Source organism: Bacillus methanolicus, from assembly GCF_028888695.1.
Taxonomy (GTDB): Bacteria; Bacillota; Bacilli; order Bacillales; family Cytobacillaceae; genus Bacillus_Z; species Bacillus_Z methanolicus_B.
Map to the genome: position 1 here is coordinate 40,242 of NZ_PNFF01000002.1, position 24,898 is coordinate 65,139.

The window sequence follows — 24,898 nt, forward strand, 5'->3', positions numbered from 1 at the left end:
TTCGCTCTTTTTATGTTGTCGTTGAAAACATGTACTTTTTATTGTGATAACGGATTGAAAATATTAAGCCGATCGCTAGCATGTTACCCATTAATGAGCTTCCTCCGTAACTGATAAACGGCAGAGGAATACCGGTAATCGGCAAAAGTCCGATTGTCATCCCAATGTTTTGGAAGACGTGAAACGTGATCATGCTAATAACTCCTACACACACATATGTGTAAAAGTTGTTTTTCGTTTCCATTCCAATTTTCGTTATTTGATAGATTAACAAGAAAAACAAGCTGACAAGTATACTGGCTCCGATAAATCCAAACTCTTCCCCGATAATACTGAAAATAAAGTCTGTATGGCTTTCAGGCAAATATACTTCCCGTGTTCCAAATCCTTTGCCTGTCGTCTGTCCCGAGCCTATTGCTAATAAAGACTTCGTTAATTGATAGCCGGCTGAGCTTTGATAATTGTATGGATCGATCCAGGAATAAATGCGGCCGAACTGGTACTCTTTTACCCCGAGATATTTTTCAAGAATTTCCGGTTTCCAGAGTACAAAGTAAAAAATGATCCCAATAATCGACACAATCGTCCCAAAAATAGGCACTAAGATTTTCCACGAAATGCCGGAAATAAAGATCATTCCAAGCATAATGGCGATAAAGACGAGCGACGTTCCAAGATCGGGCTGCTGCATAACAAGCAAAAGAGGAACCATTGTTACGATTCCGATTTTAATAAGAAGCATAAAATCGGTCTGGGTTGTTTTTAAACGATATTTCTGATGATGTTCCTCAATCACTCTTGCCAGTGCCAATATAATAAATACTTTTACAAATTCCGATGGCTGGATAGAACCGATTCCCGGAAGTTTATACCAGCTTTTCGCTCCGTTGATAACCGGGGCAATGCTGCTTGGGGCAACAATCAGAAATCCAAGCAGCAACAGACCGAATCCGTAGGCGTACCAAGAAATTTTTTTCAGCTGGTCAGAGTCTAATGAAATGACAGATGCAATAATTCCGCAGCCAACTATGTACCATAAAATTTGCTTCAGCAAAAAATTTTCGCCATATTGGCCTGTTGTTTGTGCGCTGTAGATCGCCACACAACTGGATAGAAATAATAGAAATAATATAGATACAAGACCATAATCAAGTCTGGAATTTGAATGTTGTTTTGAAGTCATGCTCATTCTCCTTTAAAAGGAAATTCCCATAGAAACGCATGCCAAAACACCCTTAAACTTTGGCAGCCTTCGCAGCTCACACATATGGGCCTCAATACTTCATTATATTTTTAATATCTTCAAATCACAACTTTTTAATATGAAATGGATATTTTTTCAAGATAAAAAAGAAAGTTCGATAGTCTGGCCGAATATCTTCCTTCACTGTCATCGTTACTTTTAGTAAAATTGATAATAATTGAAAAGGAGGGAATTTTATGGGCAAAACATTGCAAGGTACAACCATCTTACATAACGGTGTGAAGATGCCTTATTTTGGCTTAGGTGTTTATAAAGTTGAAAATGGGGATCAAGTAGTAAATACAGTAAAAACTGCCCTTGATTTAGGGTATCGCTTAATTGATACGGCTTCACTATATAAAAATGAAGAAGGTGTAGGGCAAGCGATTAAAGAAAGCGGCATACCGAGAGAAGAAATATTTGTGACGACTAAAGTGTGGAACGATGACCAAGGTTATAATTCTACTTTGAGTGCTTTTGAAGAAAGTAGAAAAAAGCTTGATTTGGAATATATCGATTTATATTTAATTCATTGGGCAGTAAAAGAAAAATATTTAGATACGTGGAAAGCATTGGTTCAATTGTATAAAGAGGGAAGAGTGCGGGCGATTGGTGTAAGCAATTTTCAAATTCATCATTTACAAGATATTATGGATCATTTTGATGAAATACCTGCCGTTAATCAAGTAGAACTCCATCCATTATTATCGCAAGAAGAATTGCGTTCTTTTTGCAATCAGCATCAAATTAAAGTAGAAGCATGGTCACCGCTTGCCAGAGGAAATATTTTTGATCACCCAACATTAAATGAGCTTGGCGAAAAGTACGGAAAATCGCCTGCTCAAATTATTTTACGTTGGCATATACAAAACGATGTGATCGTCATTCCAAAATCTGTTCATCCTGAAAGAATAAAAGAAAATGCCGATATATTTGATTTTGAATTAAGCAGTGAAGATATGGCAGCAATCAATGCAATAAACGAAAATAAACGGTTTGGAAAAGATCCGGATAATTTTCATTTTTAAAACGTGAAAGCTTCCGACATGCATGATGAATCATGTCGGAAGCTTTTTTTGTTTTTCGGGGGCTGACCCAAATGTAAAGGGCCAGGCTCCTTTTATAAATTGCAGGTAAGTATAGAAATTTAAGGAAATAAATATGCGGTTCATCACGCTACGACCGAGGAAGAAAGAAGGAAAAACCTTGATATTACAGGGTTTTTCAACGATGTTTTTTATTCAAATAAAGACCCGAATATTTTACAGCATTTCCATATGAATTACAATTCTATCGAAAAAATTTTTTCTTAAGTATATTAATCTAGACTTTATTAATAAATTATGGGGGGTTAACATTAATCAAAACGATTAAAGGCGGCAAATTGCCGAACACAGCCGGAAATTATGCGGAGGGAATTCTTGCAGGATCGGCTCTTATCGCAGCAGGTGCAATACTATTCCGTAAGCGGAACGTGAAACATTCATGATCCGAAAAAGTCGATTGGCACTCGGGGCAGCAGCCATTATTGCCGGTGCCTGGCTGCTGCTATCAAATATCCAGCCATTTTTTACAGCCACAAAATCGAACAATACAGAAGGAGAAGCCGTTCAAGCAAAAGAATCTGTACAAAAAACGAAAACAAAAGACAATGTTTTGTACCCAAATCGGCCAAAAATGGGGGAAGTAATAGGAGAACTATACATTCCAAAAATCTCGAGCACACTTCCGATCATTCATGGAACAGATGAAGATGAACTGGAAAAAGGAGTCGGACATTTTGCCGGCAGCGTTCTTCCCGGAGAAGAGGATAATTCAGTTCTTTCCGGACATCGCGATACCGTCTTCCGGAAGCTTGGCGAAGTCGGCATCGGTGACTTGTTAATCGTGACTACTTCGGCAGGAGAATTTACGTATAAAGTTCGAAAGGTCCGGATTGTTGAGGCAGATGACAGAACGGTTATTGTTCCAAAACCGAGAGCAACCTTAACAGTGACAACTTGTTATCCGTTTCATATTATCGGAGATGCACCTGAGAGATATGTATTAGTGGCTGATCTAGTTAAAAGATAAAAACTTTCCAAACCAACAAAGGGGCTGATTCCCTCTTATTGGAGGGGTCTGGCCCTTTACAATTGAGTCAGCCTTTTCTTGATTTACGATTGAAACAGCTCATTTGCTTTCAATTGTTTCTTTTGAAATAATGGAAAGGAATGATCCTATATGTATGAAAGGAGCCACACTTCATGAAGGTCCTTGTCGTTGGAGCGAATGGACAAATCGGAAAACGACTCGTCCAGTTATTAGCAGAAAGTGATAAACACACTGCAAGAGCGATGATTCGAAAAGAAGAGCAAGCAAAATTTTTCCAAGAATTAGGTGTTGAAACTACAGTGGTAAGCTTGGAAGATCGTGTTGAAAAAATTGCAGAAGCTGCAAAAGGCTGTGATGCAATCGTCTTTTCTGCCGGTTCCGGCGGGCACACAGGATACGACAAAACACTTTTAGTTGATCTTGACGGAGCTGTTAAAACGATCGAAGCTGCTGAAAAAGCGGGAATTAAAAGATTCGTAATGGTCAGTTCGTTCCAGGCTCATAATAGAGAAAATTGGCAGGAATCAATCAAACCTTACTATGTTGCCAAGCATTATGCTGACAGAATGCTGGAACAAAGTGAACTAACATATACGATTATTCGTCCCGGATGGCTTAAAAATGAATCCGGCACAGGAAAAATTATTGCTGCCGAAAATTTAAAAGAAGGATCAATCCCCCGTGAAGATGTTGCCCGTACAATTTTCGCAGCCTTGGATGAAGAGAATACCTTTTACCGTTCATTTGACCTTATGTCAGGTGATATTCCGATTTCTGATGCATTAAAAAATCTTTAAAAACAACGATAAAAAAGCTGCAGGTGATTCATTTGACACCTGCGGCTTTTCATTTATAGGCCAATCACAAATGATGTTTGCAGAGAGGGCTTTCGTTTTTTAAAGTGCATAAATTGCATTTTATGAGGCAAATTAACGAATAAATGAAATGAGCAAAGGGGTTTTGATTTATGACAAAAAAATTTAATAAAGGCAGCAAAAACCAAAATTCTCCCAGGACTTCAGGCGGCAATGGAGAAATCGTCAGCGGCGACAACAGCAAAGGCAATAAACGAAATAAAGACCAAAACGATAAAACAGATTCGGATTAAACCCGGGGCTTGCTTTAACACTTTAAAGCAGAGCGGGCCAGACCCTCATCATGAGGGCCAGGCCCCTTGTTTTTTTATGCACATTTTTAATATCATGGGAGAAGAGAAGAAATTGTAGTTTTAGGAGTAGACGGATATATGCTGCGGACTATTGCTGTAAATCATCAAATGGAATTGATTAAGGACGTGCCGGTTAATGATTTAACAACGGGAAATTTTGTTTGGTATTGGATCGATTTTAATCAGCCGACGGAAAATGAAACGGACCTGCTTCGCACGCCGCTGAATTTTCATCCTCTCGCGATTGAAGATTGTATTCATAAACTGCAAAGGCCAAAACTCGATTATTATGAAGATCATACCTTTTTTGTTACACACAGCCTTAATCCGGACACATTTTCAAAAGAAGAAATTAACCTGTTTGTGGCGAAAAATTTTATTGTTACTTATCATCATCAAGATTCCGTTGAAATAAATGAAGTTTGGGACCGCGTTTTCTTTTCAAACAATCCGGAGCAATGGGATCCATATTTAGCTTTGTACCAAGTACTTGATAAATTGGTTGATAACTATTTTCCGATCGTTTACCAGATCGAAGATACATTAAACGAAATTGATGAAAATTCCAAAAATCGATCAATGGAAGAGCTGCTCGATGATTTGTACGATACAAGGCATCAATTGTTAGCTTTAAGACATACAGTTGCACCGATGAGAGACTTGATTTATCGAATGCTCAACTCCCACCGATTAACAGAAATCAGGAAGCGAAGCGAATATTTTTCTGATATACACGACCATTTATTAAAGCTTTCGGAAATAATTGAATCGAACCGGGAACTGACGACCGATATTCGTGACAGCTATCTTTCCTTGAACTCGCACGAAACAAACCGTGTGATGAAAGTACTGACAGTCATCACGACGATCTTTATGCCTTTAACTTTTATAGCCGGAATTTACGGAATGAATTTTGAAAACATGCCTGAATTAAAGTGGAAATACGGTTATTTTGGAACCCTTTTGTTCATGCTCATCATTGGACTTGGCATGTTTTTCAGTTTTAAAAAGAAAGGCTGGTTTAAATAGTACAGATTATGGGCTGTGATAACTACGGAGGCTGACTCATAAGGGTCTTTCCTTTGTTTTTGAGTCAACCTCGTTTTTATGTAAAATAGCATTTCTATTTGACAAAAAATTAAATCCTATAGACTACAATAAGTTCCGGACAATGCCTCCATCTACCTTCAGTGCTGCACCAGTAATGGCTGAGGCTTGTTCTGATGCTAAGAAAACGACCATGTTTGCCACTTCTTCAGTACTGATAAAACGTCTTAGCAAAGATGCGGACAAATCTTTTTCAAACAAGCTCTCTTCAATTTCTTGAAATGACTTCCCTGATTCTTTCGCCCAATGATCGAAATGTACACTATTCCTCTCGGTTTTTGTCGGACCGGGAATAAATGCGTTAACCGTTACACCACTTTTTGCAAGACTTTCCGCAAGTCCCCGTGAAAGTCCTAAAACAGCAGCTTTAGTTGCACCGTAATGAACCATTTCACCCGAATAAAAACCTCCTGTGACACTTCCATTAAATAATACTCTGCCCCAGCCTTTTTCCTTCATCCCCTTTGCATAATGCCGTGAAAGCAGGACAGCACTCATCACATTCACCTGGAAATAATGCTCCCAATCATCATCAGTTATTTCAAAAAATCCTTTCGGTTCGAAGATTCCAAGATTGTTGACGAGAATATCTGCTTCCGGCCAATATTTGATTAATTCATTCACACCGTCACTGCTGCTTAGATCAGCGGCAAAACCGCACGCCTCCGCTCCAGGAACTTCTTGTTTAAGCCTTTTAACAGCCTCTGCCACCCGCTCTTCAGATCGTCCGTTTAAAAGAACAGAAGCACCTGCCTTCGCAAGACCTTTCGCAATTGCAAAACCAATTCCCGTTGTCGAGCCGCTGATGACTGCTTTTTTTCCGTTCAGCTTTACTTCCATACAAATTCACCTTGACCTTTCGATTCATTTTTCGGCTATGAAATAGCTTTGACCTTCTCACCTCAAACTCAACCATAGCCAGTACGATCGGAAAAATGACTGCAGAAGAGTGCGGATTAAATAAAAGCCAACAAACGAAGTTGGCCGTATCCATTATGGAATTATCTCGTAACATTGTCTACTATGCAGGTAAAGGAGAAATTTTTATCAATCCGATTAAGCCCTATGGAATTGAAATTATTGCCGTTGATAAAGGTCCCGGGATTAAAGACATTGATAAAATCTTAAGAAATGAAATCCCCTCCAAGAAAGGGCTGGGATTAGGTTTATCAGGGGTAAAGCGTTTGATGGATGAATTTGAAATCACTAGCAATAATAACCTTGGAACTAAGGTTAGAGCCGTAAAGTGGATCGATGAAAGGCAGGGTAAACACTATGAAAAATTCAACTGCCAATCATGACATTCATTATGGATTGATTGAACTCACCCCAGATGGAATCATACAAAAAATGAATAAAGAGATAAAAAGGTTATCTTTCTTAGAAGATCATGAATCAAACAACTTGTTCAAACGAATCAAAAACAAAGAAATAAAGATGAAACTACATGAATGCTTTATGGGCAAATCTAATCAATTTATAGCGAACATTGATGCTCAAAGTTACTTTTTTTTATTTCATAAAACCTATGATGGACAAAAACTCGACAAGATTCATTTGTATATTTTCAATGTGAATCAGCTACAAAACTATCATGATACTAACTGTAATAATCACTTATTATCATCTATCGGGGAGATGGCAGCCGGTGTTGCTCATGAGGTTCGAAATCCCTTAACCGCTGTAAAAGGATTTCTGCAATTATTGGATCAAACTTATAATGCCGAATATATACATATCGCGCAAAGTGAATTAGAGCGTGCCATCACTACCTTAAATGATTTGATGAGTGTCTCAAAAGCAGAATTTGTACAGGAACAGCCGACATCTTTTAATATATGTACGGAATTAAAATCCACCTTACTATTATTTCAAAACCAGCTTTATCATGTAAAGGTAATCAAAAAGCTTGAAAATAAAGAAACAATGATTATAGGAAGAAAAAATCAAATTAAAAAGGCATTTTTTAATTTGATTAAAAATGCAATTGAATCAATGCCTAACGGCGGGACACTGGTCATTGAACAAAAAGAGGATTATCAAGGTATTCATATTGCCATTTCAGATACGGGCGTTGGTATTCCAAAGGACAAGCTGCGACTCTTAGGGACTCCTTTCTTTACACTAAAACAGGATGGAAAAGGATTGGGGCTTGCTCAAGTTTTTAATGCAATCCAAAACAATAATGGCAAAATACATGTTGAGAGCGAGGAGGGCAAAGGAACAACTTTCTACCTTTCCTTTCCAAAAAGCAAAACTAATTCGGTTCAATTTACAGGAGGGAATTCGATGTCAACAGTAATAAACTCAAAAAAAGATTTATCTGAATTTTTAGAACGAAATGCAGAGTTCTATTCAAATGAATGGATTCAATATATAAAAAAGGACAAAAGCTATATAAGTTCATTATTAAAGGATAACGGGGAACTAGAAAGATTCGAAGTAAATGGAAATCCCATCATACACATAGTGGCAGAAAATATTCAAGTTCTAAAACCGGATGATATTATGGACACGGCCAAAGAACATGGCATTCGCCATGCAAAAGCCGATTTTCCAAAGCATTTAGCTTGGGAACTCATTCAATCCTCTCGAGGGATCATATGGAGTGCGATTAAAGCCTTTTATATCGAATCGAAAAACACCCTTGACATGGATCAATTTTTTGCTTTAGAACGAGAAGTGAATGATATTATTGATATGTTCATCGATTCATATACCGCTTACTACGTCGGTTATAAAGATGAACTATTGAAAAGCCATCGTCAAACATTAGAAGAATTGTCCGTTCCGATTATCCCGATTACAGATAAAATATGTATTCTTCCAATCGTCGGCAATGTGGATACGTACCGTGCGAAAAAAATACGAGAAAGAACATTAGTAAGAGTGAAAGAACTAAAAGCAAAACAATTGATTATTGATATTTCCGGCGTTCCATTTGTGGATACAGCCGTTGTAAGCCATTTATTTAAAATTGTCAAAGGAATTAAATTATTAGGCTGTTCAACCATATTAACCGGAATCAGCCCTGAAATTGCAGATACAATGATTGAACTTGGCGTAGAGATCGACAATGAATTAAAAACAAGAGCTGATCTTCAACAGGCTTTACAGGAAATCACTCACTTTTCATAATAAACTTCCTTTTTCAATTTCACATAACATTATTAGTTCCGAAATTTAATTTTGAATTCTTGAAAAGCATATTTCCCCGGATAATTTTTAATTAAACACCACTCTATATCTATAAACAGAGTGGTGTTTTCCTATTTTCAGTTGCTTTAATATTCAGTTTTTTCGTCAAACCTTAATATATGTAAAAAATTTATGAATTAGCGTTGACTCTGACGCTGCGTCATAGAATAAGATCAAATTGTGGAGGTGATCAAATTGTATAAAGTAAAAGAAGTAGCTGATATGGCAGGTGTAAGTGTGCGCACGCTTCACCATTATGACCGAATCGGGCTGCTTGTACCAGAATCTGTAACCCCGGCCGGGTATCGACTTTATACAACCAAAAACCTCGAAAAGCTGCAGCAAATCTTATTTTTCAAGGAAATCGGATTTACTTTGCAAGAAATTAAAGAGATTCTTGATAGTCCGAACTTTGATAGAAAACAGGCTTTGAAAGAACATAAAGAATTGCTATTGAAGAAAAGAGACCGAATAGAAGAAATGATTCGGACCGTGGACAACACAATCAAATCGATTGAAGGAGAAATGAAAATGGAAAAGAAAGATATGTTTAAAGGCTTTGATATGAAAGCCATCGTAGAACATCAAAAAAAATATGCAGATGAAATTAAAGAACGTTACGGTGTTGACGCCATGGAGGAACTCGCTAAAAACTCCGAAGATGAATGGGCAAGAATATTTAAACGAAGTGACGAGATTTATCGTGAGCTTGCTGCGAATATGGATAAATCCCCGGAAGACCCCGTTGTCCAAAAAGCAGTGGCTGAATGGAGACAACATATTACTGACAATTTCTATGATTGCACCCTCGAAATTTTCCGGGGGCTCGGTGATTTATATGTAGATGACATACGCTTCACAAAAAACATCGACAAATATAAAGAAGGACTTGCAAAGTTTTTGCGCGAAGCAATCCATGTATACTGTGATAATCACTCCGAATAATTTAAATTAAAAAAGGGTAACAATACGGGTCTGACTCCCTCCTGTATAGGAGGGGCTGACCCTTTACTTATGTCAGCCACATCATCATTCTTTCGAGTTCTCCGGTTCTAACCAGGTTTGAGACCATTTTTCAATTTCTTTCATAATCGGCTCCAACGAACGACCTTTTTCAGTCAAGGAATATTCGATTCGAACAGGTGTTTCAGGAAAAACTTCTCTTTTCACAATTCCTTCATTTTCGAGATCTTTCAGCCGCTCTGAAAGAAGTCTTCCACTGATTCCAATTGCAGACTCAATGTTGCAAAATCGTTGTGGACCGGAAAGCATTTGGTAAATAATCAGTCCCGTCCACCTTTTGCTTAATATATTCATCGCTTTTTCGAATCTCGGGCAAATTAAAGATTGGTTCATGATCAATCACTCCTATTTTCATATTATAACCTATTATTAATAACAATTATATTATTTAATTAAACTAAGTTCATTGACATAATTAAATAATTAAAATATAATTACTTACATAAAGTAACTAACTTATTTTGATATCGTATTTAAATTGGAGGTAAATAATATATGAATTTTCACCGTCATCCCAATACGTTTGTCGGGCAAGTTGACTTAAAAGTGGCAAATTTAGAACGTTCTCTCGAATTTTACGAAAAAATTATCGGCTTTCAAGTATTGAAAAAATCGGCAAAAAAAGCTGTACTAACGGCAAATGGCACAACTCCCCTGTTAACAATTGAACAGCCGGAAAATGTAATAACGAAACAACCGCGGACAACAGGTTTATATCACTTTGCCCTTTTGTTGCCAAGCCGTCGAGACTTAGCCAGGATTTTGCGCCATTTCATTCAAATCCGCTATCCGTTGCAAGGGGCATCCGACCATCTTGTCAGTGAAGCTATTTATTTAGCTGATCCGGATGGAAACGGTATTGAAATTTATTCAGACCGGCCTTCCTCAGCATGGAATTGGGAAAACGGTGAAGTAGAAATGGCAACGGTCCCATTGGATGCACAAAATCTTCTTGCAGAAGGAGATGGAGAGGAATGGACACGCCTCCCTAGTGATACATTAATGGGGCATATTCATTTACATGTGTCTGAATTGCAAAAAACAGAGGAATTCTACACAGAAGGACTCGGATTTCATATTGTAAACCGATACGGCAGTCAAGCACTCTTTATTTCTACCGGTGGATATCACCATCATATTGGATTAAATACATGGAATGGAGTAGGTGCGCCTGCACCTTCAGAAAACAGTGTCGGTTTAAAGCGTTTTTCTCTCGTGTTACCAAACGAGGAAACAAGAAGAAAAGTAATCGAGCAGCTGCAAAAGATTGGTGCATGGATAAAAGAGGAAAGTAATACGATCCTAACGAAAGATCCTTCAGGCAATCTGATTGAACTAACAGTTTAAAAACGATTAGAGGCTGACTTATAAGGGCCTGACTCCCTCGATAAAGAGGGGTCTGACCCTTTGTTTTTAGTCAGCCTCTTATTTCATGTTTTACTCGGAATCCATTTTATTAAAAATATCAGTTAAAACAGGAACAATTTGTTTTTTACGAGAAACGACGCCTTTTAGAACAGCGGTATTATTTTCAAGGGCAACATTATAAGCCCGTTCCACTGCATTCGCTTTGCGGCCAAGGGCTACTGCTGTAGAATCGTTTGTTAAAATGTTTGTGACAACAAATAAGAATAGATCCAAATCCTTATCCGCAATTACTCGTGACAGGGCTGCTTCCAGTTCTTCTTGGCGGTCAAGCACATCTTTAGGGTCAACGGTATTTACTTGTGCGATTTCAACCTTGCTGAGTCCCATTTGGAATTCCTTAGCATCAAGAGAAATCAACTGTTCAATCGTCTTATCGCTCAAATCAGCGCCCGCTTTCAGCATGTCCAAACCGTATTTCTCTGCATCTACACCGGCGATCTCTGCAAGCTCACGGGCAGCAGCTACATCTTCTTCCGTACATGTAGGAGATTTGAATAATAAAGAATCAGAAATGATCGCTGACAGCATGAGTCCGGCGATCTCTTTTCGAATCTCAACGCCATGTTCTTTATATAATTTTTTTAAGATTGTTGCTGTACATCCTACCGGCTCGGCACGGTAATATAAAGGATCACTCGTTTCAAAATTAGCAATTCGATGATGATCGATGACTTCTAAAATGCGAACTTGATCGATATCATCTGCACTTTGCTGCCGCTCATTATGGTCAACGAGGATAACGTTGTTGACTTCACTGGATACCTTTTCCACTAAGCGCGGCACTTCTACGTTAAAATAATCAAGGGCAAATTTTGTTTCTCCATTCACTTCGCCTAATCGAACAGGCTCTGCATCCATGCCCAATTTTGTTTTCAGCTCAGCATAGGCAATTGCTGAACAAATTGAATCAGTATCCGGGTTTTTGTGTCCGAAAACAAATACTTTTTCCATTTCTCTGCTCCTTCATTGATAGAGATAGATTTCTTTTTATAATGAGAGTTTCTTTTCCAAAAGTTATTTTACCATTTCCGCACTGTTCTTTAAAACTGTACACCACAAAAAAAAGCCAAAAGGGCTAAGTTTTTTGCACCTTAAGGCTTTTCTTTTTCCAAAAAACACTCGTCTACTTCCACCATGAATCAAATTTTGTTGCAGGCAGTCTTCGTTTATGCTCAGACGCTAAATAACGGCGCTCAATCTTTTCCGCAACTTCTTTAGATACAGGTTTTCCTTCGAGGTAATCATCCAGTTCATCATATGAAATTCCCAGCTCTGTTTCGTCTGCCTGTAACGGTTTATTATCTAAGAGATCGGCAGTCGGGACTTTTAAATAAAGGCGTTCAGGGGCCCCAAGTTCTTTTAATAAAGCTTTTCCCTGCCGTTTGCTTAAGCCATATAGCGGAAGAATATCCGCTCCCCCGTCTCCGTATTTTGTAAAAAATCCCGTCACTGCTTCTGCAGCATGGTCTGTACCAATGACAAGGAATCCTTCCTCGCCGGCAATCGCAAATTGGGCAACCATTCTCATTCTGGCTTTAACATTGCCTTTTTGATAATCGCTTAATGGCTCTCTTGATATGACTCTGTCATACTCAGCTTTAAGCGCATCAACTGCTTCTTTAATGTTAAAAACGTACTCACGGTCCGCTTTTATAAAATCTAAAGAAGCTTTGGCATCATCTTCATCCTTCTGGACTCCATAAGGAAGCCGTACAGCAATAAATTGGGCTTCATAGCCTTCTTGCCGCAATTCTTCCACTGCTAGCTGTGCAAGCCGTCCGGCAAGTGTTGAATCTTGGCCGCCGCTGATCCCTAAAACAAATCCTCTTGCCCCTGTCTTTTTCAAATAAGCTTTTAAAAAGTCGATCCTTTCCCTGATTTCTTCTTTTGGATTAATTACTGGCTTTACTTGTAAATCCTCGATAATCTGTTTCTGCAAACTCATCCTTCTCCACCTCTTTATCACATTTATTAATCATTATATCCTTTCTTGACTTTTCTGAAAATATGGCTGTAAACGATCTTTGTGGAAAATAAAATAAGATAGTCCATGCCTGCTCTTTTATGGCTACCATTTATGACAGTCGGAATATCCGAAGCATGGTAAGTTGACATTTATAACTGTAACATTTATTATTACATTTGGGAAGAAGGTGTAAGATTATTGAATAGTGATTTTTCTATTGCCGTCCATTGCGTTGCCTATTTGGCAACAAGGTCTGAACAAAGAGTGACGAGTGAAGATATTGCTCAAAGTATAACAGTTCATCCTGTTCGATTAAGGAAAATTTTGAGTTTGCTCAGAAAAGAAAATATGATCGTTTCCAAAGAAGGAGCAAAAGGAGGTTTTTCTTTAAAAGAAAAACCGGAAAATATTACATTAGATAAAATCTTCATGATTACGAGTGAAGGCATCCTTATGCCAAAATGTCCTGAAGGAAATGAGAATTGTATTGTAGGAAAAAATTTATCCTCAATACTTTTGAATATTTTTGAAGATGCTGAAGAACATTTGATCAACTATCTAAAAGGAATTACGATACAAGATATTATTAAGGAAATTAACAACAAATAATTTTTTTTTGATAAAAACTGTAATAAAAAAGGTTTCAGTTAAGGTGGTTAATAATGAGTAAAAAGAAAAGAGTTATAGTAGGAATGTCAGGTGGAGTTGATTCATCTGTAGCCGCATATCTTCTCAAAAAAGAAGGATACGAAGTAATTGGTGTCTTTATGAAAAATTGGGATGACAAAAATGATGACGGTGTTTGCACGGCAACTGAAGATTTTGAAGATGTAAAGATTGTCTCCAACCAACTAGGAATCCCTTACTACAGTGTTAATTTTGAAAAAGAGTATTGGGATAATGTTTTTACTTACTTTATGGAAGAACTTAAATTAGGAAGAACTCCTAATCCGGATGTTTTGTGCAATTCGGAAATTAAGTTTAAAGCATTTATTGACTTCGCTCTTTCTTTAGATGCAGATTATGTTGCTACCGGCCATTATGCAAGAGTAAACAGAGATAATGGAGAAGTAACCTTATTAAGAGGAAAGGATGCTAACAAAGATCAAAGTTATTTTCTTGGTCAATTAACAGGTGAACAATTATCAAAGGTCATTTTTCCACTTGGAGAGTTAACGAAGGACGAAGTACGAAAAATTGCTAATGAAATAAACCTTTCTACCGCTAATAAAAAAGACAGCACCGGAATCTGTTTTATTGGAGAAAGAAATTTTAAAAGCTTTTTAAAGAACTTCCTGCCGGCACAACCGGGAGAAATTCGCTCAATCGATGGAGAAGTGTTAGGACAACATGATGGATTAATGTACTATACAATCGGGCAACGAAAAGGACTCGGGATTGGAGGAAAAGGTACTCCTGAACCTTGGTTTGTCGTCGATAAGGATTTAGAAAACAACGTATTGATTGTAGCCCAAGGAAAAGATAATCCCGCTCTATTCTCAAATGGTATTATAGCTACCAACATTAGTTTTATCAATGGAGATAACAGTCCTCGATCATTTTCATGTACGGCTAAATTCAGATACCGCCAAGAAGACCAAAAGGTAAGGGTTCATGTCCGACCAGATAACACGGCTTTAGTAGAATTTGAACAACCTATCAAAGCTGTTACACCAGGACAAGTAGCCGTTTTTTATGATGGAGATGTTTGTCTTGGCAGCGGTATTATTGATACCGTTTTGAAAGATGATGCGTCTATCTCCGTTGTAGCTTAATAAATCAAGCTTGACTTAAAGTCTAATGCATGCTGATGAGTTAATAATTGCATTGAAGCATAATAAAAAAGGATATTATCATTCTAATTCATAGAAAGGTCTTGAGGGATTGATTATGGAAAAATTTAAAAATCATAATGGATTTTCACGGATGTATCAAGAAAACAAACTGACTTTGGGGTTGTTTTTCCCTATTGAATCATATATGAGCGACGTTCCGGAAATGAACTTAGAAAAGCAAATGAAATTAGCGAAAAGAGCAGAAGAACTAAAATTCGCTTCCCTATTTGTCAGAGACGTGCCTTTACGCGATCCTAATTTCGGTGACGTCGGTCAAATGTATGATCCTTTTGCTTATTTAGGATATGTTGCCGCCAACACAGAGAAGATTGCATTGGGAACTGCAAGTATTATTTTGACATTGCGCCACCCTCTTCATGTGGCGAAAGCAGCAGCTTCTATTGATAAGCTATCCGGTGAACGACTCATTCTCGGTGTTGCAACAGGCGACCGTCCAATTGAATTTCCTGCTTTTTCGGTTAATCCTAATAATCGCAGTGAATTTTTCCGAGAGTCTATATCAGTCATGAGGGAAATATGGGAGAAAAACTTTCCTAGAATTCACACTCCTCGTGTAAACCTTATGAACGGAGATCTTCTTCCTAAACCGAAATTATCCAGCATTCCAGTGATGGTAACCGGTCACAGTTCTCAATCTCCGGAATGGATCGCAGAAAACAGTGATGGATGGATTTACTATCCTCGGCCAATTAATTACCAAGCTGAACTCATCAACGAATGGCGCTCATTGACTGATGAATTCAAACCATTTACACAATCTCTCTATATTGATTTGACAGAGGATCCAAATCATATACCAATTCCGATCCATCTTGGATTCCGAATTGGACGCAATTTCCTAATTGAATTCCTTGAAGCTTTAAGAGGTATTGGCGTAAACCATATCATCATCAATTTAAAATACGGACAACGACCTGTTGAAGAAGTGATTGAAGAATTGGGCGAAGAAGTTCTTCCACACTTCCCTGCCTTAGAAAAAAATGAATAACAATTAAGGTTTAATTCAAGAAACCTTCTTGATCAACATGATAGTTGTTCATGCAGAACGCTGCTGAATCGGAAAAGTATATTGCTTAAAGGAGTGCGGATTACGCACTCCCTTTTATTTCGTTAATATTTAATCGAACATATGCCGCTTCATTCCTCTCCAAGCTCCGCGAAGGAGGAAAAACAGAAGGTCTAATCCTATATCGAAGGAGAGCTCTTTCCCGATTTCCTGTGCCAGCGATTCGTCTTTTTTCTTTTTCCGAACACGTGTCACGATTAAATCCTCTCTTTCCAATATTTTTTATTTCTGTTTCTACGTTTGCAAATCCTTATGGTTTCAGAACGTTTCCTTTTCAAAAAAGAAAAGTTAGATCAGTAGTTCTTTACGCAAACGGGCATCCAACACGAAAGTCCCGAACGGCAGCAGTGACGCTATAAAAGCCCAAAAGACACGAATAAATGACCAACGATGCCTAAACCATACAACAAGTAAACATAGGACGAAAAGAACAAACAATATACCGTGCACCATTCCGAAGAACTGAACAAAAACAGGCAAGTCTGCAAAATATTTAAGCGGCATGGCGATAAAAAGTAATACTAAATAAGAAATTCCTTCAATAATTCCAATTCCGCGCAATAAACCGATGGTCGATTTCCACATACTGATAACCTTCTTTGATGAAAAAATTATATTTGACTAAATTCTATAATTAATACGTTTAAAAAGTTGTTTAGTTTCAAACTCTTTAACTTAACTGTTCCATTAGCTAGAAGTGAAAAAAGACACTACCGAAAATCGTACCAATTCTTGTCCACAGATTAAAATAAAAATCCGTATTTGCTTTGGGATTATCGGTTGAGCAGGAAAATGCCTATTATTATTGGAATACCAAATGAATGTTTAACAAATATTAAGCAGAAATAGTATAGAATATTTAGTTGGTTTTACTTCAAATAATACATCTAAATCAAGCTTATATTCATGGAGGAATATGAAATGAACAATTGGAAAAGGATGTTGATTGGGGCGCCTATTCACACCAAACAACTTTCAGAAGAGAAGCTAACAAAAAAGAAAGCTTTAGCTGTATTTTCATCTGATGCACTCTCTTCTGTCGCGTATGCTACGGAAGAAATTTTGCTTGTTTTAGTCTTAATTGGTACACAAGCATTTATGTACTCTATTCCTATTGCGATTGCCATCATTTCGTTGCTGCTGATTGTTACACTTTCATATCGCCAAATTATTCATAGCTTCCCATCTGGTGGAGGAGCTTATATCGTAGCTCGTGAGCATATAGGACGAAATACGAGTCTGACAGCTGGTGCTGCTTCAATGATTGACTATGTGTTAACCGTTGCAGTAAGTATTAGTTCTGGAGTAGCCGCATTACTGTCTGCTTTTCCTGCATTACTTCCCTATCGTGTAGAGTTAGCAGTAATACTCGTCATTGTATTAATGATTATTAATCTAAGAGGTATCCGAGAGTCTGCCAGTATTTTTGCATTTCCAACGTATATCTTTGTTGCGTCGATCATTATCATGATTGGAGTTGGAATTTGGAAACTGCAAGCTGGAAATTGGCATCATTTAGCTATTCCGCATCATGCAGAGCACTTTTCCTTATTCTCTTCGTTTGGAACAACTTTTTGTTATTACGGGCTTTTGCGTCCGGTTGTTCTGCATTAACAGGTGTAGAGGCTATTAGTAACGGGGTTCCTACTTTCCGTGAACCTAGCACTAAAAACTCCGTTATTACTATGTTTTGGATGTCATTTCTACTAGGGATCATGTTCTTTGGGATTACATTTTTGGCCAATGGATTTGGTGTTGAACCAAAAGAAAATGTAACAGTCGTCTCCCAAATCGCAAACCATGTTTTTGGAAGTGGATTCTTCTACTTTTTTATTCAAATCTTTACCATGGTCATTTTATTTCTAGCTGCCAATACCGCTTTTGCTGGTTTTCCACAGCTTGTTTCTATTATCGCACAAGACGGATACCTCCCAGGAAATCTAACAACACGAGGAGATCGATTAGTATTTTCCAACGGTATTATCTTTCTGAGTGTATTGGCTATCCTTTTAATCATCATCTTCCAAGGAGAAACGCATGCACTCGTTCCACTTTATGCAGTTGGTGTATTCTTGTCTTTTACCATAGCACAATATGGACTGATCAAGTATTATCTAGAACGAAAATCACAACAGAAGGTTTACTCCAGAATCTTTGTTGTAGGGATTGGGACGATAATAACTGGAATTGTTACGATCATAACTGCTGTAACAAAATTTCAAAGTGGTGCTTGGATGGTAGTGGTGGCCATTCCTTGTATGGTGTTTTTATTTCATAAGATTCATCGTCATTACTCTGACTTAGCAAGTCAACTTAGTCTTCAAGGACAAGATCCTAAACAGATGGTGAAGGTTTCTCCTTCTAAAGTTATTATTCCTATCTCTAGTGTAAGTCGAATAGATATTAACTCTATCGGCTATGCAAAAAGTATATCTAATGATGTAGTGGCACTTACTGTGTATTTTGATGAGAAACAAAAAGAACGGGCAGAGAAAAAGTGGAGAGAGTTAGGGCTTGATATTCCCCTTATCACTGTTCATTCACCTTATCGAAGCTTACTAATGCCGCTTCTTGAATATATAGATACACTAGAGGAAAGTGAAAGAGGAAAGTATATTACTGTTCTCATCCCACAATTTTTTGTAAAAAAATGGTGGCATATATTTCTTCATAATCAAACAGCGTTTTTCTTACGTGCCATACTCTTATGGAGAAAGGATATTGTAGTTACTACTATCCCTTATCATCTTAAAAAATAACGAATTATAGATAATGCACACAAAGTATCTCTACTCCTATACATTTTTTATCTTCTGGAAAAAGAGGTTCTTCTAAAAAGCTTAAAAAGCCGATGTTCTTTTCAGAGAAACATCGGCTTTTCACTTTATGTATTTCAAACTGTATTAGACATAGGACTTGCGAAAAGTATAAACCACCTAAAGGAACAATATACCGTATACCATTCCGAAAATCTGAACAAAAACATGCACGTGGGCAAAATATTTAGTAGCATGACAATAAAAAGTAAAAATAAACAAGGAATTCCTTCAATTTTACCAATTCCACATAGTAATCCGATGGTCGATTTCCCCATGTTATTGAAACCTCTTTCGCAAAAAATTTAATTTTAACAAAACGTATAATGCTTGTTTTTAGTTCCAAACTCTTCAACTCAATTGCTCTGCTTAATAAGATGCAGCATAAAAAACCCCCTCCCACTACAGTTTAAGAGGAGTTGACATAAGTTCGTCTAAAAGTAGATGGTTAAATAAGTTGGTAATCCCTGTTCATTCAAAAATTTATTTTGATGAAAATAACACATTTGCGATTGCAATAATAAGCTGTTATCAATAAAATTTAATAGAACATTTGTTTTTATTAACTGTTATATCTTTTCATAAAAGTCGATAAAACATTTAAGGAGGGAAAATCAAAATGAACAGTTGGGAAGCCGCTTATATAGCTGGAATTATAGATGGTGAAGGCAGTATTACTTTAACTAGAATGCATGAAAAAGAACATCGTCGTCCATGTATTACGATTTCTTCAACAAATAAAGAACTTCTCACTTATATTCAAACTTTAACCGGAGGAGTCATAAACAATAAAAAGAATTATAATCCGGGTAAGCATAAAAATTCATACACGTTAAGTATTAAGAAGAAAGAAGATGTATTCTTTACATTAAAACATGTTTTACCATTCTTAAGAATCGATCAAAAAAGAAAGCGTGCGATGTGGATACTAGACCATTATGATCACGTTACACCGCGAAACGGAAAATATAACCCTGATTCGTTAAAAACAAAACTCGAGTTTGAGGATTATTTCTTTCAAATATAAAAAAAGACTAGCGAACGCTAGTCTGATCCACCCTATCACCCTATGTATGGTGGAGACGGTGGGACGTGCTGATCCATGCTTTCGTCATGGCACTGACTATATCTTGAACCTGTTGTCGCACAGGTCCTCCGGCGTGTTATGCGAAATATATATTTACCTGTAAACTTTCAGGTAGCATTCCGCATCCTAGTACTACCATCTCAACATGGCAGCCTATGAGTCGATACACGGCTGTTGGATTGCTCCACATACCGCTCGGTGTTGCCATATCGCCAAAAGAGCGACTTAGGTTTCACCGATAAAGCCGGATTTTCACTTGTGTGTTACCACACAAGGCGACTATTTACTAATCGAACCCACGTCCAGAGATATCGGCACTTAAGCTTCTACGAGTGTAGTCGGTATATTTGCGCTTCGCTGTCCCTTATGCCTACCGACAGGCGTCCGGGCAGCTAGCCTGGTTGTTCTCTTCCTTCATCCTCAGGCGGCGGAATCCGGCGTAGCCCACTAAGTTTGAGTCCGCTACCCTACCACATGGGCGATGGAGGGGCGAACAGCTGCGCTATATTAGGCAGCTAAAGCTAATTTTTGGTTGCCAGTTATTGGCTTTGACGTTTTTTACGAGGCCGATCCCCTCGACTCGCAACTTAAGCTCGACCTATCCCTGTCGAATCCGTAGCGTCCCCATTATAGTATTAGGAAGTTCCGCTCGTTGACGTTAGGAAATCAGTTATAGATGAGCTAAAGTTTGTTGTCACCTCTAGCGACAATTATTATTATAGCATACTTAAGCACAATTTCAATTGTAATGTCTTTCCACTTCTATTACATTTTTTGTCGTTCGCGGAAGGCGCGTTCAATTTCACGATTAGCTTCTTTCCTTTTCAAGTCCTCGCGCTTGTCATATTTCTTCTTACCTTTTGCAAGCCCGATCAATACCTTTGCATAGCCATTTTTTATATACACCTTCAATGGGACTAATGCGTAGCCTGCCTCTTTTGTTTCCCCAATTAATTTATTGATTTCACTTTTGTGAAGCAAAAGCTTGCGTGTACGTAGAGGATCGTGGTTATAACGGTTTCCTTGATCATACGGGCTGATATGCATATTATATAAAAACATCTCGCCTTTATGGATCCTTGCATACGAATCCTTTAAATTCACACGCCCGGCGCGAATAGACTTAATTTCTGTACCTTGAAGAACGATTCCTGCTTCATAAGTGTCTTCGATAAAATAATCGTGGTACGCTTTTTTATTTTGAGCTATTGTCTTTCCCTCGCCCTTTGGCATATGGTTTCCCCCCTCTTATCTTGCTCCATTTTATCAAAAAATAAATCCTGCCACAATGAATGAACGGAAAAGAGAGCCCGGGTACAGGCTCTCAATTTAGCGCCGCTTTTTCTTTTTATCCCGCTTAGCTTTTGGGGCGTTTTCATAAAATTTTTTGTTCTTTTTCCCTTTTTTCGGCGCCTTTGAGTTCTCCTCTGCTTTGCCTTTACGCGATTTTTTCGATCCGTTGCTTGCTTTGATAACACGCGGTGTTTCATTCCGTTCCCGTCGGCGCGTTCCTTTCATGCCGACAATTTCAAAATCAATGGACCGTTCATCTTTATTCACATTAACGACACGAACAGTAATTTCGTCGCCAATTCGGAATACATTTCCGGTCCGCTCGCCGATCATTGCATAATGGCGCTCATCATAGCGGTAATAGTCGTCCGTCATATAACTGACGTGTACAAGCCCTTCGATCGTATTCGGAAGCTCCACAAACATCCCGAAGTTTGTAACTGAACTGATAATTCCATCAAATTCTTGGCCGATTTTATCTTCCATATATTCAGCTTTTTTCAGCTCATCTGTTTCCCGTTCTGCTTCAACTGCTCTTCGCTCCATATTAGAAGAGTGTTCCGCAATATCCGGAAGCCTTGCATTCCATTTTTCCCTTGTTGCCGGGTCCATTTTTCCTTCAATTAAGTACGTCCGAATTAAGCGGTGGACAATTAAGTCCGGATAACGGCGGATCGGCGATGTGAAATGAGTGTAAAAATCAGTTGATAACCCAAAGTGGCCGAGGCTTTCAGGCTTATATTTTGCTTGCTGCATCGACCGAAGCATCACTGTTGAGACAACCATTTCTTCAGGCTTGCCTTGAACCTCTTCAATAATTTCCTGAAGAGCTCTCGGGTGTACATGATTCGCTGTTCCTTTTACAATATAGCCAAAGTTTGTAATAAATTCAAAGAAACGTCTAAGTTTATCTTCTTTTGGATCTTCATGGATCCTGTAGATAAACGGTACATCAAGCCAGTGAAAATGCTCGGCAACAGTCTCATTGGCCGCTAACATAAATTCTTCAATTAGACGCTCGGCAACAGAGCGTTCTCTTATCACAACATCAGTCGGCTTGCCTTCTTCATCGACAATGATCTTTGCCTCTTTAAAATCAAAGTCGATGGCTCCCCGCTTCATCCGTTTGTTCCGCAATATAGAGGCTAATTCCTCCATCATTTCAAACATTGGAACAAGCGGCTCATAACGCTGTCTGAGTTCTTCATCCTTATCAACAAGAATTTTGTTTACATCGTGGTAGGTCATCCGCTCGGTTGTTTTAATGACGCTTTGAAAAATTTCGTGGTTCACGACTTCCCCATCAGGAGTAATTTCCATAATACATGAAAGAGTCAGCCGGTCAACTTTTGGATTTAACGAGCAGATTCCGTTTGATAAACGGTGTGGAATCATTGGAATGACCCGGTCGACTAAATAAACGCTCGTCCCTCTTTCTTCCGCTTCCCTGTCAATTGGCGTGCCTTCCCGCACATAATAGCTGACATCTGCAATATGAACGCCAAGCTTATAGTTGCCGTTTTCAAGTTTTGTAACCGTAACAGCATCATCTAAATCCTTTGCATCTTCGCCGTCAATCGTGACAATCATTTCATCGCGTAGGTCTCGCCGATTGGCAATTTCGCTCTCTTCAATCGTTTCCGGTGTTTCGTTTGCCTGCTGAAGCACTTCTTCAGGAAATGATAGAGGCAATCCGTACTTATGAATGACGGAGAGAATGTCAACTCCCGGGTCATTTTTATGGCCAAGAATCTTGATAACTTCCCCTTCTGCACTTTTCCTTCCTTCAGGATACGTTGTCAGCTTCACGACAACCTTATGGCCTTCCACCGCACCTTTAGAAGCCGATTTCGGGATAAAAATATCGCTTGCAAACTTTTTATCATCCGGAATAACAAATCCAAAATGTTTGCTCTCAGAATACGTTCCAACAATTTGTTGGGTTCCTCTTTCAATAATCCGGACAACCGTGCCTTCTCTTCTTTGTCCGCTGCTTTCCGTTGAAACGCGGACGAGCACGGTATCGCCATGCATGGCATTATTCGTTTCGTTCGGCGGAATAAAAATATCATCCATGCCGGGTTCTTCGGGGATCACAAAGGCAAACCCTTTTGCATGCCCGGATAGTTTACCGCGGATAAGGTTCATCTTCTCCGGCAATCCGTAGCGGTTGCTGCGTGTTCTGACAACGAGGCCTTTTTCCTCCATAACAACAAGCGCCTTGACGAATTCTTTAAATGTCGTTGAATCTTCGATGCCAAAGGCTTGCTCAAGCTCCTGCACCGTCAATGGCTTATAGGCCTCATCTTTCATATATTGCAGCAGCCTGTCGATGTGCTGCTGAATCGATTCTTCCATCTTGTTCCCTCCCTTGCAAACATGTATTTATTTATTCCTGCCAATTTAGCTGTTCTAAAAACTGATAAACATCCTCGTGCAGCTGGTCTTTTTCTTTATCAAGCGTGATGACATGGCCGGAATCTTCATACCACTTAATCTTTTTGACATCTGATTGGACTTTGTTGTAGATGATATTGGCGCTGTCAATATTGATCATCTTGTCATGGCGGCCCTGGACAACAAAGGTTGGCGCATATATCATATCAACATGATTCCTTACATCCGCAATCAATTCCTGCAAGGATTTTAATGTTTTCATTGGTGTTTTCGCAAACTCGGCCATTTCCTGTTCAATTTGTTCTTCCGATTTTCCCTCCCGCTTTTTAAATTCGCGAGCATACTCTAAAACTCCTTTATACATCACTTCTTCACTTTTAATATACATGGGTGCACACATCGGTATGATTCCCTTTACAGGCACAGTGTAACCCAATTTTAACGAGAAAACCCCTCCTAAAGACAAACCCGCTACTGCGATTTCATCATGTCCGCGTTTTTTCAAAAATTCGTATCCCTCCAGCACATCTTTCCACCAGTCTTCCGGACCCGTATGAACCAATTCTTCTGGAGGAACGCCGTGGCCTTTATAATGAGGCGCATGGCATGTATATCCTTTTTTTTCAAGAAAACGGCCGAGCATACGGACATCTGCGGAATTCCCGGTGAATCCGTGCAATAAAAGGACGGCCCGTTTTCCCCCTTCAAACGTAAACGGCTGCGGCATTTTGATTCTCATTTATCTGAAACTCCTTTTTTATACCTTTGATTAATTTTTTATTATAGTAAAAAAATATCTTTTTTTATTCTTAATAATCCCGAAATCAACTATACGGGTAAAAAGCACAAAAAAACCTGACCCGCAGTGGCCAGGATTCTCGATCATTACAATTGAAAATAGGTTACGGCGATTGACAAAACGAAAAACAGAACAGATAAAACAATCGTAATGCGGTGGAGCACTAAATCGATTCCGCGTGCTTTTTGCTTGCCAAATAAATGTTCTGCGCCTCCGGAAATCGCACCGGACAAGCCTGCGCTTTTGCCAGATTGAAGAAGAACGACAATAATAAGGGCGATACTTACAATAACCAATAGTGTGACTAATAGTGTGTGCAAGAAAGTCCACCTCCGTAAAACGTGCATCCACAGTATT

General features: G+C 38.5%; 25 protein-coding genes, 1 other RNA gene and 1 pseudogene. 15 read left to right on the forward strand and 12 right to left on the reverse strand.

Going from position 1 to position 24,898, the window contains the following annotated elements:
- Window positions 1-10: 10 nt before the first annotated feature.
- Window positions 11-1,183, reverse strand: a complete 1,173-nt coding sequence (gene rodA / locus C0966_RS11955) for a rod shape-determining protein RodA (protein WP_274855846.1) — start codon at window positions 1,181-1,183, stop codon at window positions 11-13.
- A gap of 257 nt (window positions 1,184-1,440) precedes the next feature.
- On the opposite strand from rodA, the gene C0966_RS11960 reads away from it, so the two are divergent.
- From C0966_RS11960 to corA, 6 genes are all read left to right on the forward strand, one after another.
- The gene (locus C0966_RS11960) at window positions 1,441-2,271 is read left to right on the forward strand and encodes an aldo/keto reductase (protein WP_274855848.1); all 831 of its coding nucleotides are present in this window, start codon (window positions 1,441-1,443) and stop codon (window positions 2,269-2,271) included.
- 356 nt (window positions 2,272-2,627) lie between these two features.
- Entirely contained in the window at window positions 2,628-2,732 is a 105-nt protein-coding gene (locus tag C0966_RS11965; protein WP_274855849.1) for an LPXTG cell wall anchor domain-containing protein, read from the forward strand.
- The gene (locus tag C0966_RS11970; RefSeq protein ID WP_274855851.1) at window positions 2,729-3,316 is read left to right on the forward strand and encodes a class D sortase; all 588 of its coding nucleotides are present in this window, start codon (window positions 2,729-2,731) and stop codon (window positions 3,314-3,316) included. Before C0966_RS11965 ends, C0966_RS11970 begins: the two co-directional genes overlap by 4 nt.
- A gap of 173 nt (window positions 3,317-3,489) precedes the next feature.
- Complete coding sequence (locus C0966_RS11975; RefSeq protein ID WP_274855853.1) at window positions 3,490-4,134, forward strand: SDR family oxidoreductase; 645 nt, start codon at window positions 3,490-3,492, stop codon at window positions 4,132-4,134.
- 170 nt (window positions 4,135-4,304) lie between these two features.
- Window positions 4,305-4,445: a hypothetical protein gene (locus C0966_RS11980; protein WP_274855854.1), complete on the forward strand. Its 141-nt coding sequence runs from the start codon at window positions 4,305-4,307 to the stop codon at window positions 4,443-4,445.
- Between the two features lie 138 nt (window positions 4,446-4,583).
- Window positions 4,584-5,534, forward strand: a complete 951-nt coding sequence (gene corA / locus C0966_RS11985) for a magnesium/cobalt transporter CorA (RefSeq protein ID WP_274855855.1) — start codon at window positions 4,584-4,586, stop codon at window positions 5,532-5,534.
- A gap of 123 nt (window positions 5,535-5,657) precedes the next feature.
- Here corA and C0966_RS11990 read toward each other — a convergent pair whose 3' ends face one another.
- Entirely contained in the window at window positions 5,658-6,452 is a 795-nt protein-coding gene (locus C0966_RS11990) for an SDR family NAD(P)-dependent oxidoreductase (protein WP_274855856.1), read from the reverse strand.
- 74 nt (window positions 6,453-6,526) lie between these two features.
- Here C0966_RS11990 and C0966_RS11995 point away from each other — a divergent pair, with 74 nt between their 5' ends.
- The 3 genes from C0966_RS11995 (at window position 6,527) to C0966_RS12005 (ending at window position 9,755) form a co-directional block, all read left to right on the forward strand.
- Entirely contained in the window at window positions 6,527-6,913 is a 387-nt protein-coding gene (locus tag C0966_RS11995; RefSeq protein WP_274856826.1) for an anti-sigma regulatory factor, read from the forward strand.
- Entirely contained in the window at window positions 6,888-8,750 is a 1,863-nt protein-coding gene (locus tag C0966_RS12000) for an ATP-binding protein (protein ID WP_274855858.1), read from the forward strand. The genes C0966_RS11995 and C0966_RS12000 overlap by 26 nt, the downstream gene beginning before the upstream one ends.
- Window positions 8,751-9,005: 255 nt before the next feature.
- Window positions 9,006-9,755 carry a MerR family transcriptional regulator gene (locus C0966_RS12005; RefSeq protein WP_274855860.1) on the forward strand — a complete coding sequence of 250 codons (750 nt, stop codon included), beginning with the start codon at window positions 9,006-9,008 and terminating at the stop codon, window positions 9,753-9,755.
- A gap of 84 nt (window positions 9,756-9,839) precedes the next feature.
- Here the strand turns inward: C0966_RS12005 and C0966_RS12010 are convergent, their stop codons facing one another.
- Complete coding sequence (locus C0966_RS12010) at window positions 9,840-10,166, reverse strand: winged helix-turn-helix transcriptional regulator (protein ID WP_274855862.1); 327 nt, start codon at window positions 10,164-10,166, stop codon at window positions 9,840-9,842.
- A gap of 162 nt (window positions 10,167-10,328) precedes the next feature.
- Between C0966_RS12010 and C0966_RS12015 the strand changes: the two genes are divergently transcribed.
- Window positions 10,329-11,180, forward strand: coding sequence for a VOC family protein (locus C0966_RS12015; RefSeq protein ID WP_274855865.1), 852 nt, complete (start codon window positions 10,329-10,331; stop codon window positions 11,178-11,180).
- A gap of 90 nt (window positions 11,181-11,270) precedes the next feature.
- On the opposite strand, the gene C0966_RS12020 is transcribed toward C0966_RS12015, so the two are convergent.
- Both C0966_RS12020 and nadE read right to left on the reverse strand, forming a co-directional pair.
- A complete protein-coding gene (locus tag C0966_RS12020) occupies window positions 11,271-12,212 on the reverse strand; it encodes a manganese-dependent inorganic pyrophosphatase (RefSeq protein ID WP_274855866.1) in 942 nt (313 codons plus the stop codon).
- Between the two features lie 172 nt (window positions 12,213-12,384).
- Window positions 12,385-13,206: an ammonia-dependent NAD(+) synthetase gene (gene nadE, locus C0966_RS12025; protein WP_274855868.1), complete on the reverse strand. Its 822-nt coding sequence runs from the start codon at window positions 13,204-13,206 to the stop codon at window positions 12,385-12,387.
- Between the two features lie 219 nt (window positions 13,207-13,425).
- Between nadE and C0966_RS12030 the strand changes: the two genes are divergently transcribed.
- From C0966_RS12030 to C0966_RS12040, 3 genes are all read left to right on the forward strand, one after another.
- The gene (locus C0966_RS12030; RefSeq protein WP_274855870.1) at window positions 13,426-13,836 is read left to right on the forward strand and encodes an RrF2 family transcriptional regulator; all 411 of its coding nucleotides are present in this window, start codon (window positions 13,426-13,428) and stop codon (window positions 13,834-13,836) included.
- Between the two features lie 53 nt (window positions 13,837-13,889).
- Window positions 13,890-15,002 (forward strand): tRNA 2-thiouridine(34) synthase MnmA, encoded by a 1,113-nt coding sequence (mnmA, locus tag C0966_RS12035; RefSeq protein ID WP_274855872.1) that lies wholly within the window; start codon window positions 13,890-13,892, stop codon window positions 15,000-15,002.
- Between the two features lie 115 nt (window positions 15,003-15,117).
- Complete coding sequence (locus C0966_RS12040) at window positions 15,118-16,071, forward strand: LLM class oxidoreductase (RefSeq protein ID WP_274855873.1); 954 nt, start codon at window positions 15,118-15,120, stop codon at window positions 16,069-16,071.
- A gap of 129 nt (window positions 16,072-16,200) precedes the next feature.
- Here the strand turns inward: C0966_RS12040 and C0966_RS12045 are convergent, their stop codons facing one another.
- Window positions 16,201-16,344 carry a hypothetical protein gene (locus tag C0966_RS12045; protein ID WP_274855874.1) on the reverse strand — a complete coding sequence of 48 codons (144 nt, stop codon included), beginning with the start codon at window positions 16,342-16,344 and terminating at the stop codon, window positions 16,201-16,203.
- 93 nt (window positions 16,345-16,437) lie between these two features.
- On the reverse strand, window positions 16,438-16,734 hold the full coding sequence (locus C0966_RS12050; protein WP_274855875.1) for a DUF3817 domain-containing protein: 297 nt from the start codon (window positions 16,732-16,734) through the stop codon (window positions 16,438-16,440).
- 336 nt (window positions 16,735-17,070) lie between these two features.
- Here C0966_RS12050 and C0966_RS12055 point away from each other — a divergent pair.
- A pseudogene (locus C0966_RS12055) lies at window positions 17,071-18,908 on the forward strand (APC family permease).
- 676 nt (window positions 18,909-19,584) lie between these two features.
- Window positions 19,585-19,992, forward strand: a complete 408-nt coding sequence (locus C0966_RS12060) for an LAGLIDADG family homing endonuclease (RefSeq protein ID WP_274855877.1) — start codon at window positions 19,585-19,587, stop codon at window positions 19,990-19,992.
- 347 nt (window positions 19,993-20,339) lie between these two features.
- On the opposite strand, the gene ssrA is transcribed toward C0966_RS12060, so the two are convergent.
- From ssrA to secG, 5 genes are all read right to left on the reverse strand, one after another.
- Window positions 20,340-20,670: a transfer-messenger RNA gene (gene ssrA, locus C0966_RS12065) on the reverse strand.
- 147 nt (window positions 20,671-20,817) lie between these two features.
- The gene (gene smpB, locus C0966_RS12070) at window positions 20,818-21,285 is read right to left on the reverse strand and encodes an SsrA-binding protein SmpB (protein ID WP_274855879.1); all 468 of its coding nucleotides are present in this window, start codon (window positions 21,283-21,285) and stop codon (window positions 20,818-20,820) included.
- Window positions 21,286-21,381: 96 nt separating this feature from the next.
- Window positions 21,382-23,703 carry a ribonuclease R gene (gene rnr, locus C0966_RS12075; protein ID WP_274855881.1) on the reverse strand — a complete coding sequence of 774 codons (2,322 nt, stop codon included), beginning with the start codon at window positions 23,701-23,703 and terminating at the stop codon, window positions 21,382-21,384.
- 31 nt (window positions 23,704-23,734) lie between these two features.
- Window positions 23,735-24,481, reverse strand: a complete 747-nt coding sequence (locus tag C0966_RS12080; RefSeq protein WP_274855882.1) for an alpha/beta hydrolase — start codon at window positions 24,479-24,481, stop codon at window positions 23,735-23,737.
- A gap of 146 nt (window positions 24,482-24,627) precedes the next feature.
- Window positions 24,628-24,861: a preprotein translocase subunit SecG gene (gene secG / locus C0966_RS12085; RefSeq protein WP_274855884.1), complete on the reverse strand. Its 234-nt coding sequence runs from the start codon at window positions 24,859-24,861 to the stop codon at window positions 24,628-24,630.
- Window positions 24,862-24,898: the final 37 nt, after the last annotated feature.

What these genes read in the sequence shown, in the direction of transcription:
- C0966_RS11960 (WP_274855848.1), top strand. Translation starts at nt 1,441, where the DNA reads ATGGGCAAAACATTGCAAGGTACAACCATCTTACATAACGGTGTGAAG.
- C0966_RS11980 (WP_274855854.1), top strand. Translation starts at nt 4,305, where the DNA reads ATGACAAAAAAATTTAATAAAGGCAGCAAAAACCAAAATTCTCCCAGG.
- smpB (WP_274855879.1), bottom strand. Translation starts at nt 21,285, where the DNA reads ATGCCAAAGGGCGAGGGAAAGACAATAGCTCAAAATAAAAAAGCGTAC.
- C0966_RS12080 (WP_274855882.1), bottom strand. Translation starts at nt 24,481, where the DNA reads ATGAGAATCAAAATGCCGCAGCCGTTTACGTTTGAAGGGGGAAAACGG.
- C0966_RS12040 (WP_274855873.1), top strand. Translation starts at nt 15,118, where the DNA reads ATGGAAAAATTTAAAAATCATAATGGATTTTCACGGATGTATCAAGAA.
- C0966_RS11990 (WP_274855856.1), bottom strand. Translation starts at nt 6,452, where the DNA reads ATGGAAGTAAAGCTGAACGGAAAAAAAGCAGTCATCAGCGGCTCGACA.
- rnr (WP_274855881.1), bottom strand. Translation starts at nt 23,703, where the DNA reads ATGGAAGAATCGATTCAGCAGCACATCGACAGGCTGCTGCAATATATG.
- C0966_RS12010 (WP_274855862.1), bottom strand. Translation starts at nt 10,166, where the DNA reads ATGAACCAATCTTTAATTTGCCCGAGATTCGAAAAAGCGATGAATATA.
- C0966_RS12000 (WP_274855858.1), top strand. Translation starts at nt 6,888, where the DNA reads ATGAAAAATTCAACTGCCAATCATGACATTCATTATGGATTGATTGAA.
- C0966_RS12060 (WP_274855877.1), top strand. Translation starts at nt 19,585, where the DNA reads ATGAACAGTTGGGAAGCCGCTTATATAGCTGGAATTATAGATGGTGAA.
- C0966_RS12015 (WP_274855865.1), top strand. Translation starts at nt 10,329, where the DNA reads ATGAATTTTCACCGTCATCCCAATACGTTTGTCGGGCAAGTTGACTTA.
- C0966_RS11975 (WP_274855853.1), top strand. Translation starts at nt 3,490, where the DNA reads ATGAAGGTCCTTGTCGTTGGAGCGAATGGACAAATCGGAAAACGACTC.
- nadE (WP_274855868.1), bottom strand. Translation starts at nt 13,206, where the DNA reads ATGAGTTTGCAGAAACAGATTATCGAGGATTTACAAGTAAAGCCAGTA.
- C0966_RS11970 (WP_274855851.1), top strand. Translation starts at nt 2,729, where the DNA reads ATGATCCGAAAAAGTCGATTGGCACTCGGGGCAGCAGCCATTATTGCC.
- rodA (WP_274855846.1), bottom strand. Translation starts at nt 1,183, where the DNA reads ATGACTTCAAAACAACATTCAAATTCCAGACTTGATTATGGTCTTGTA.
- C0966_RS12020 (WP_274855866.1), bottom strand. Translation starts at nt 12,212, where the DNA reads ATGGAAAAAGTATTTGTTTTCGGACACAAAAACCCGGATACTGATTCA.
- corA (WP_274855855.1), top strand. Translation starts at nt 4,584, where the DNA reads ATGCTGCGGACTATTGCTGTAAATCATCAAATGGAATTGATTAAGGAC.
- mnmA (WP_274855872.1), top strand. Translation starts at nt 13,890, where the DNA reads ATGAGTAAAAAGAAAAGAGTTATAGTAGGAATGTCAGGTGGAGTTGAT.
- C0966_RS12050 (WP_274855875.1), bottom strand. Translation starts at nt 16,734, where the DNA reads ATGTGGAAATCGACCATCGGTTTATTGCGCGGAATTGGAATTATTGAA.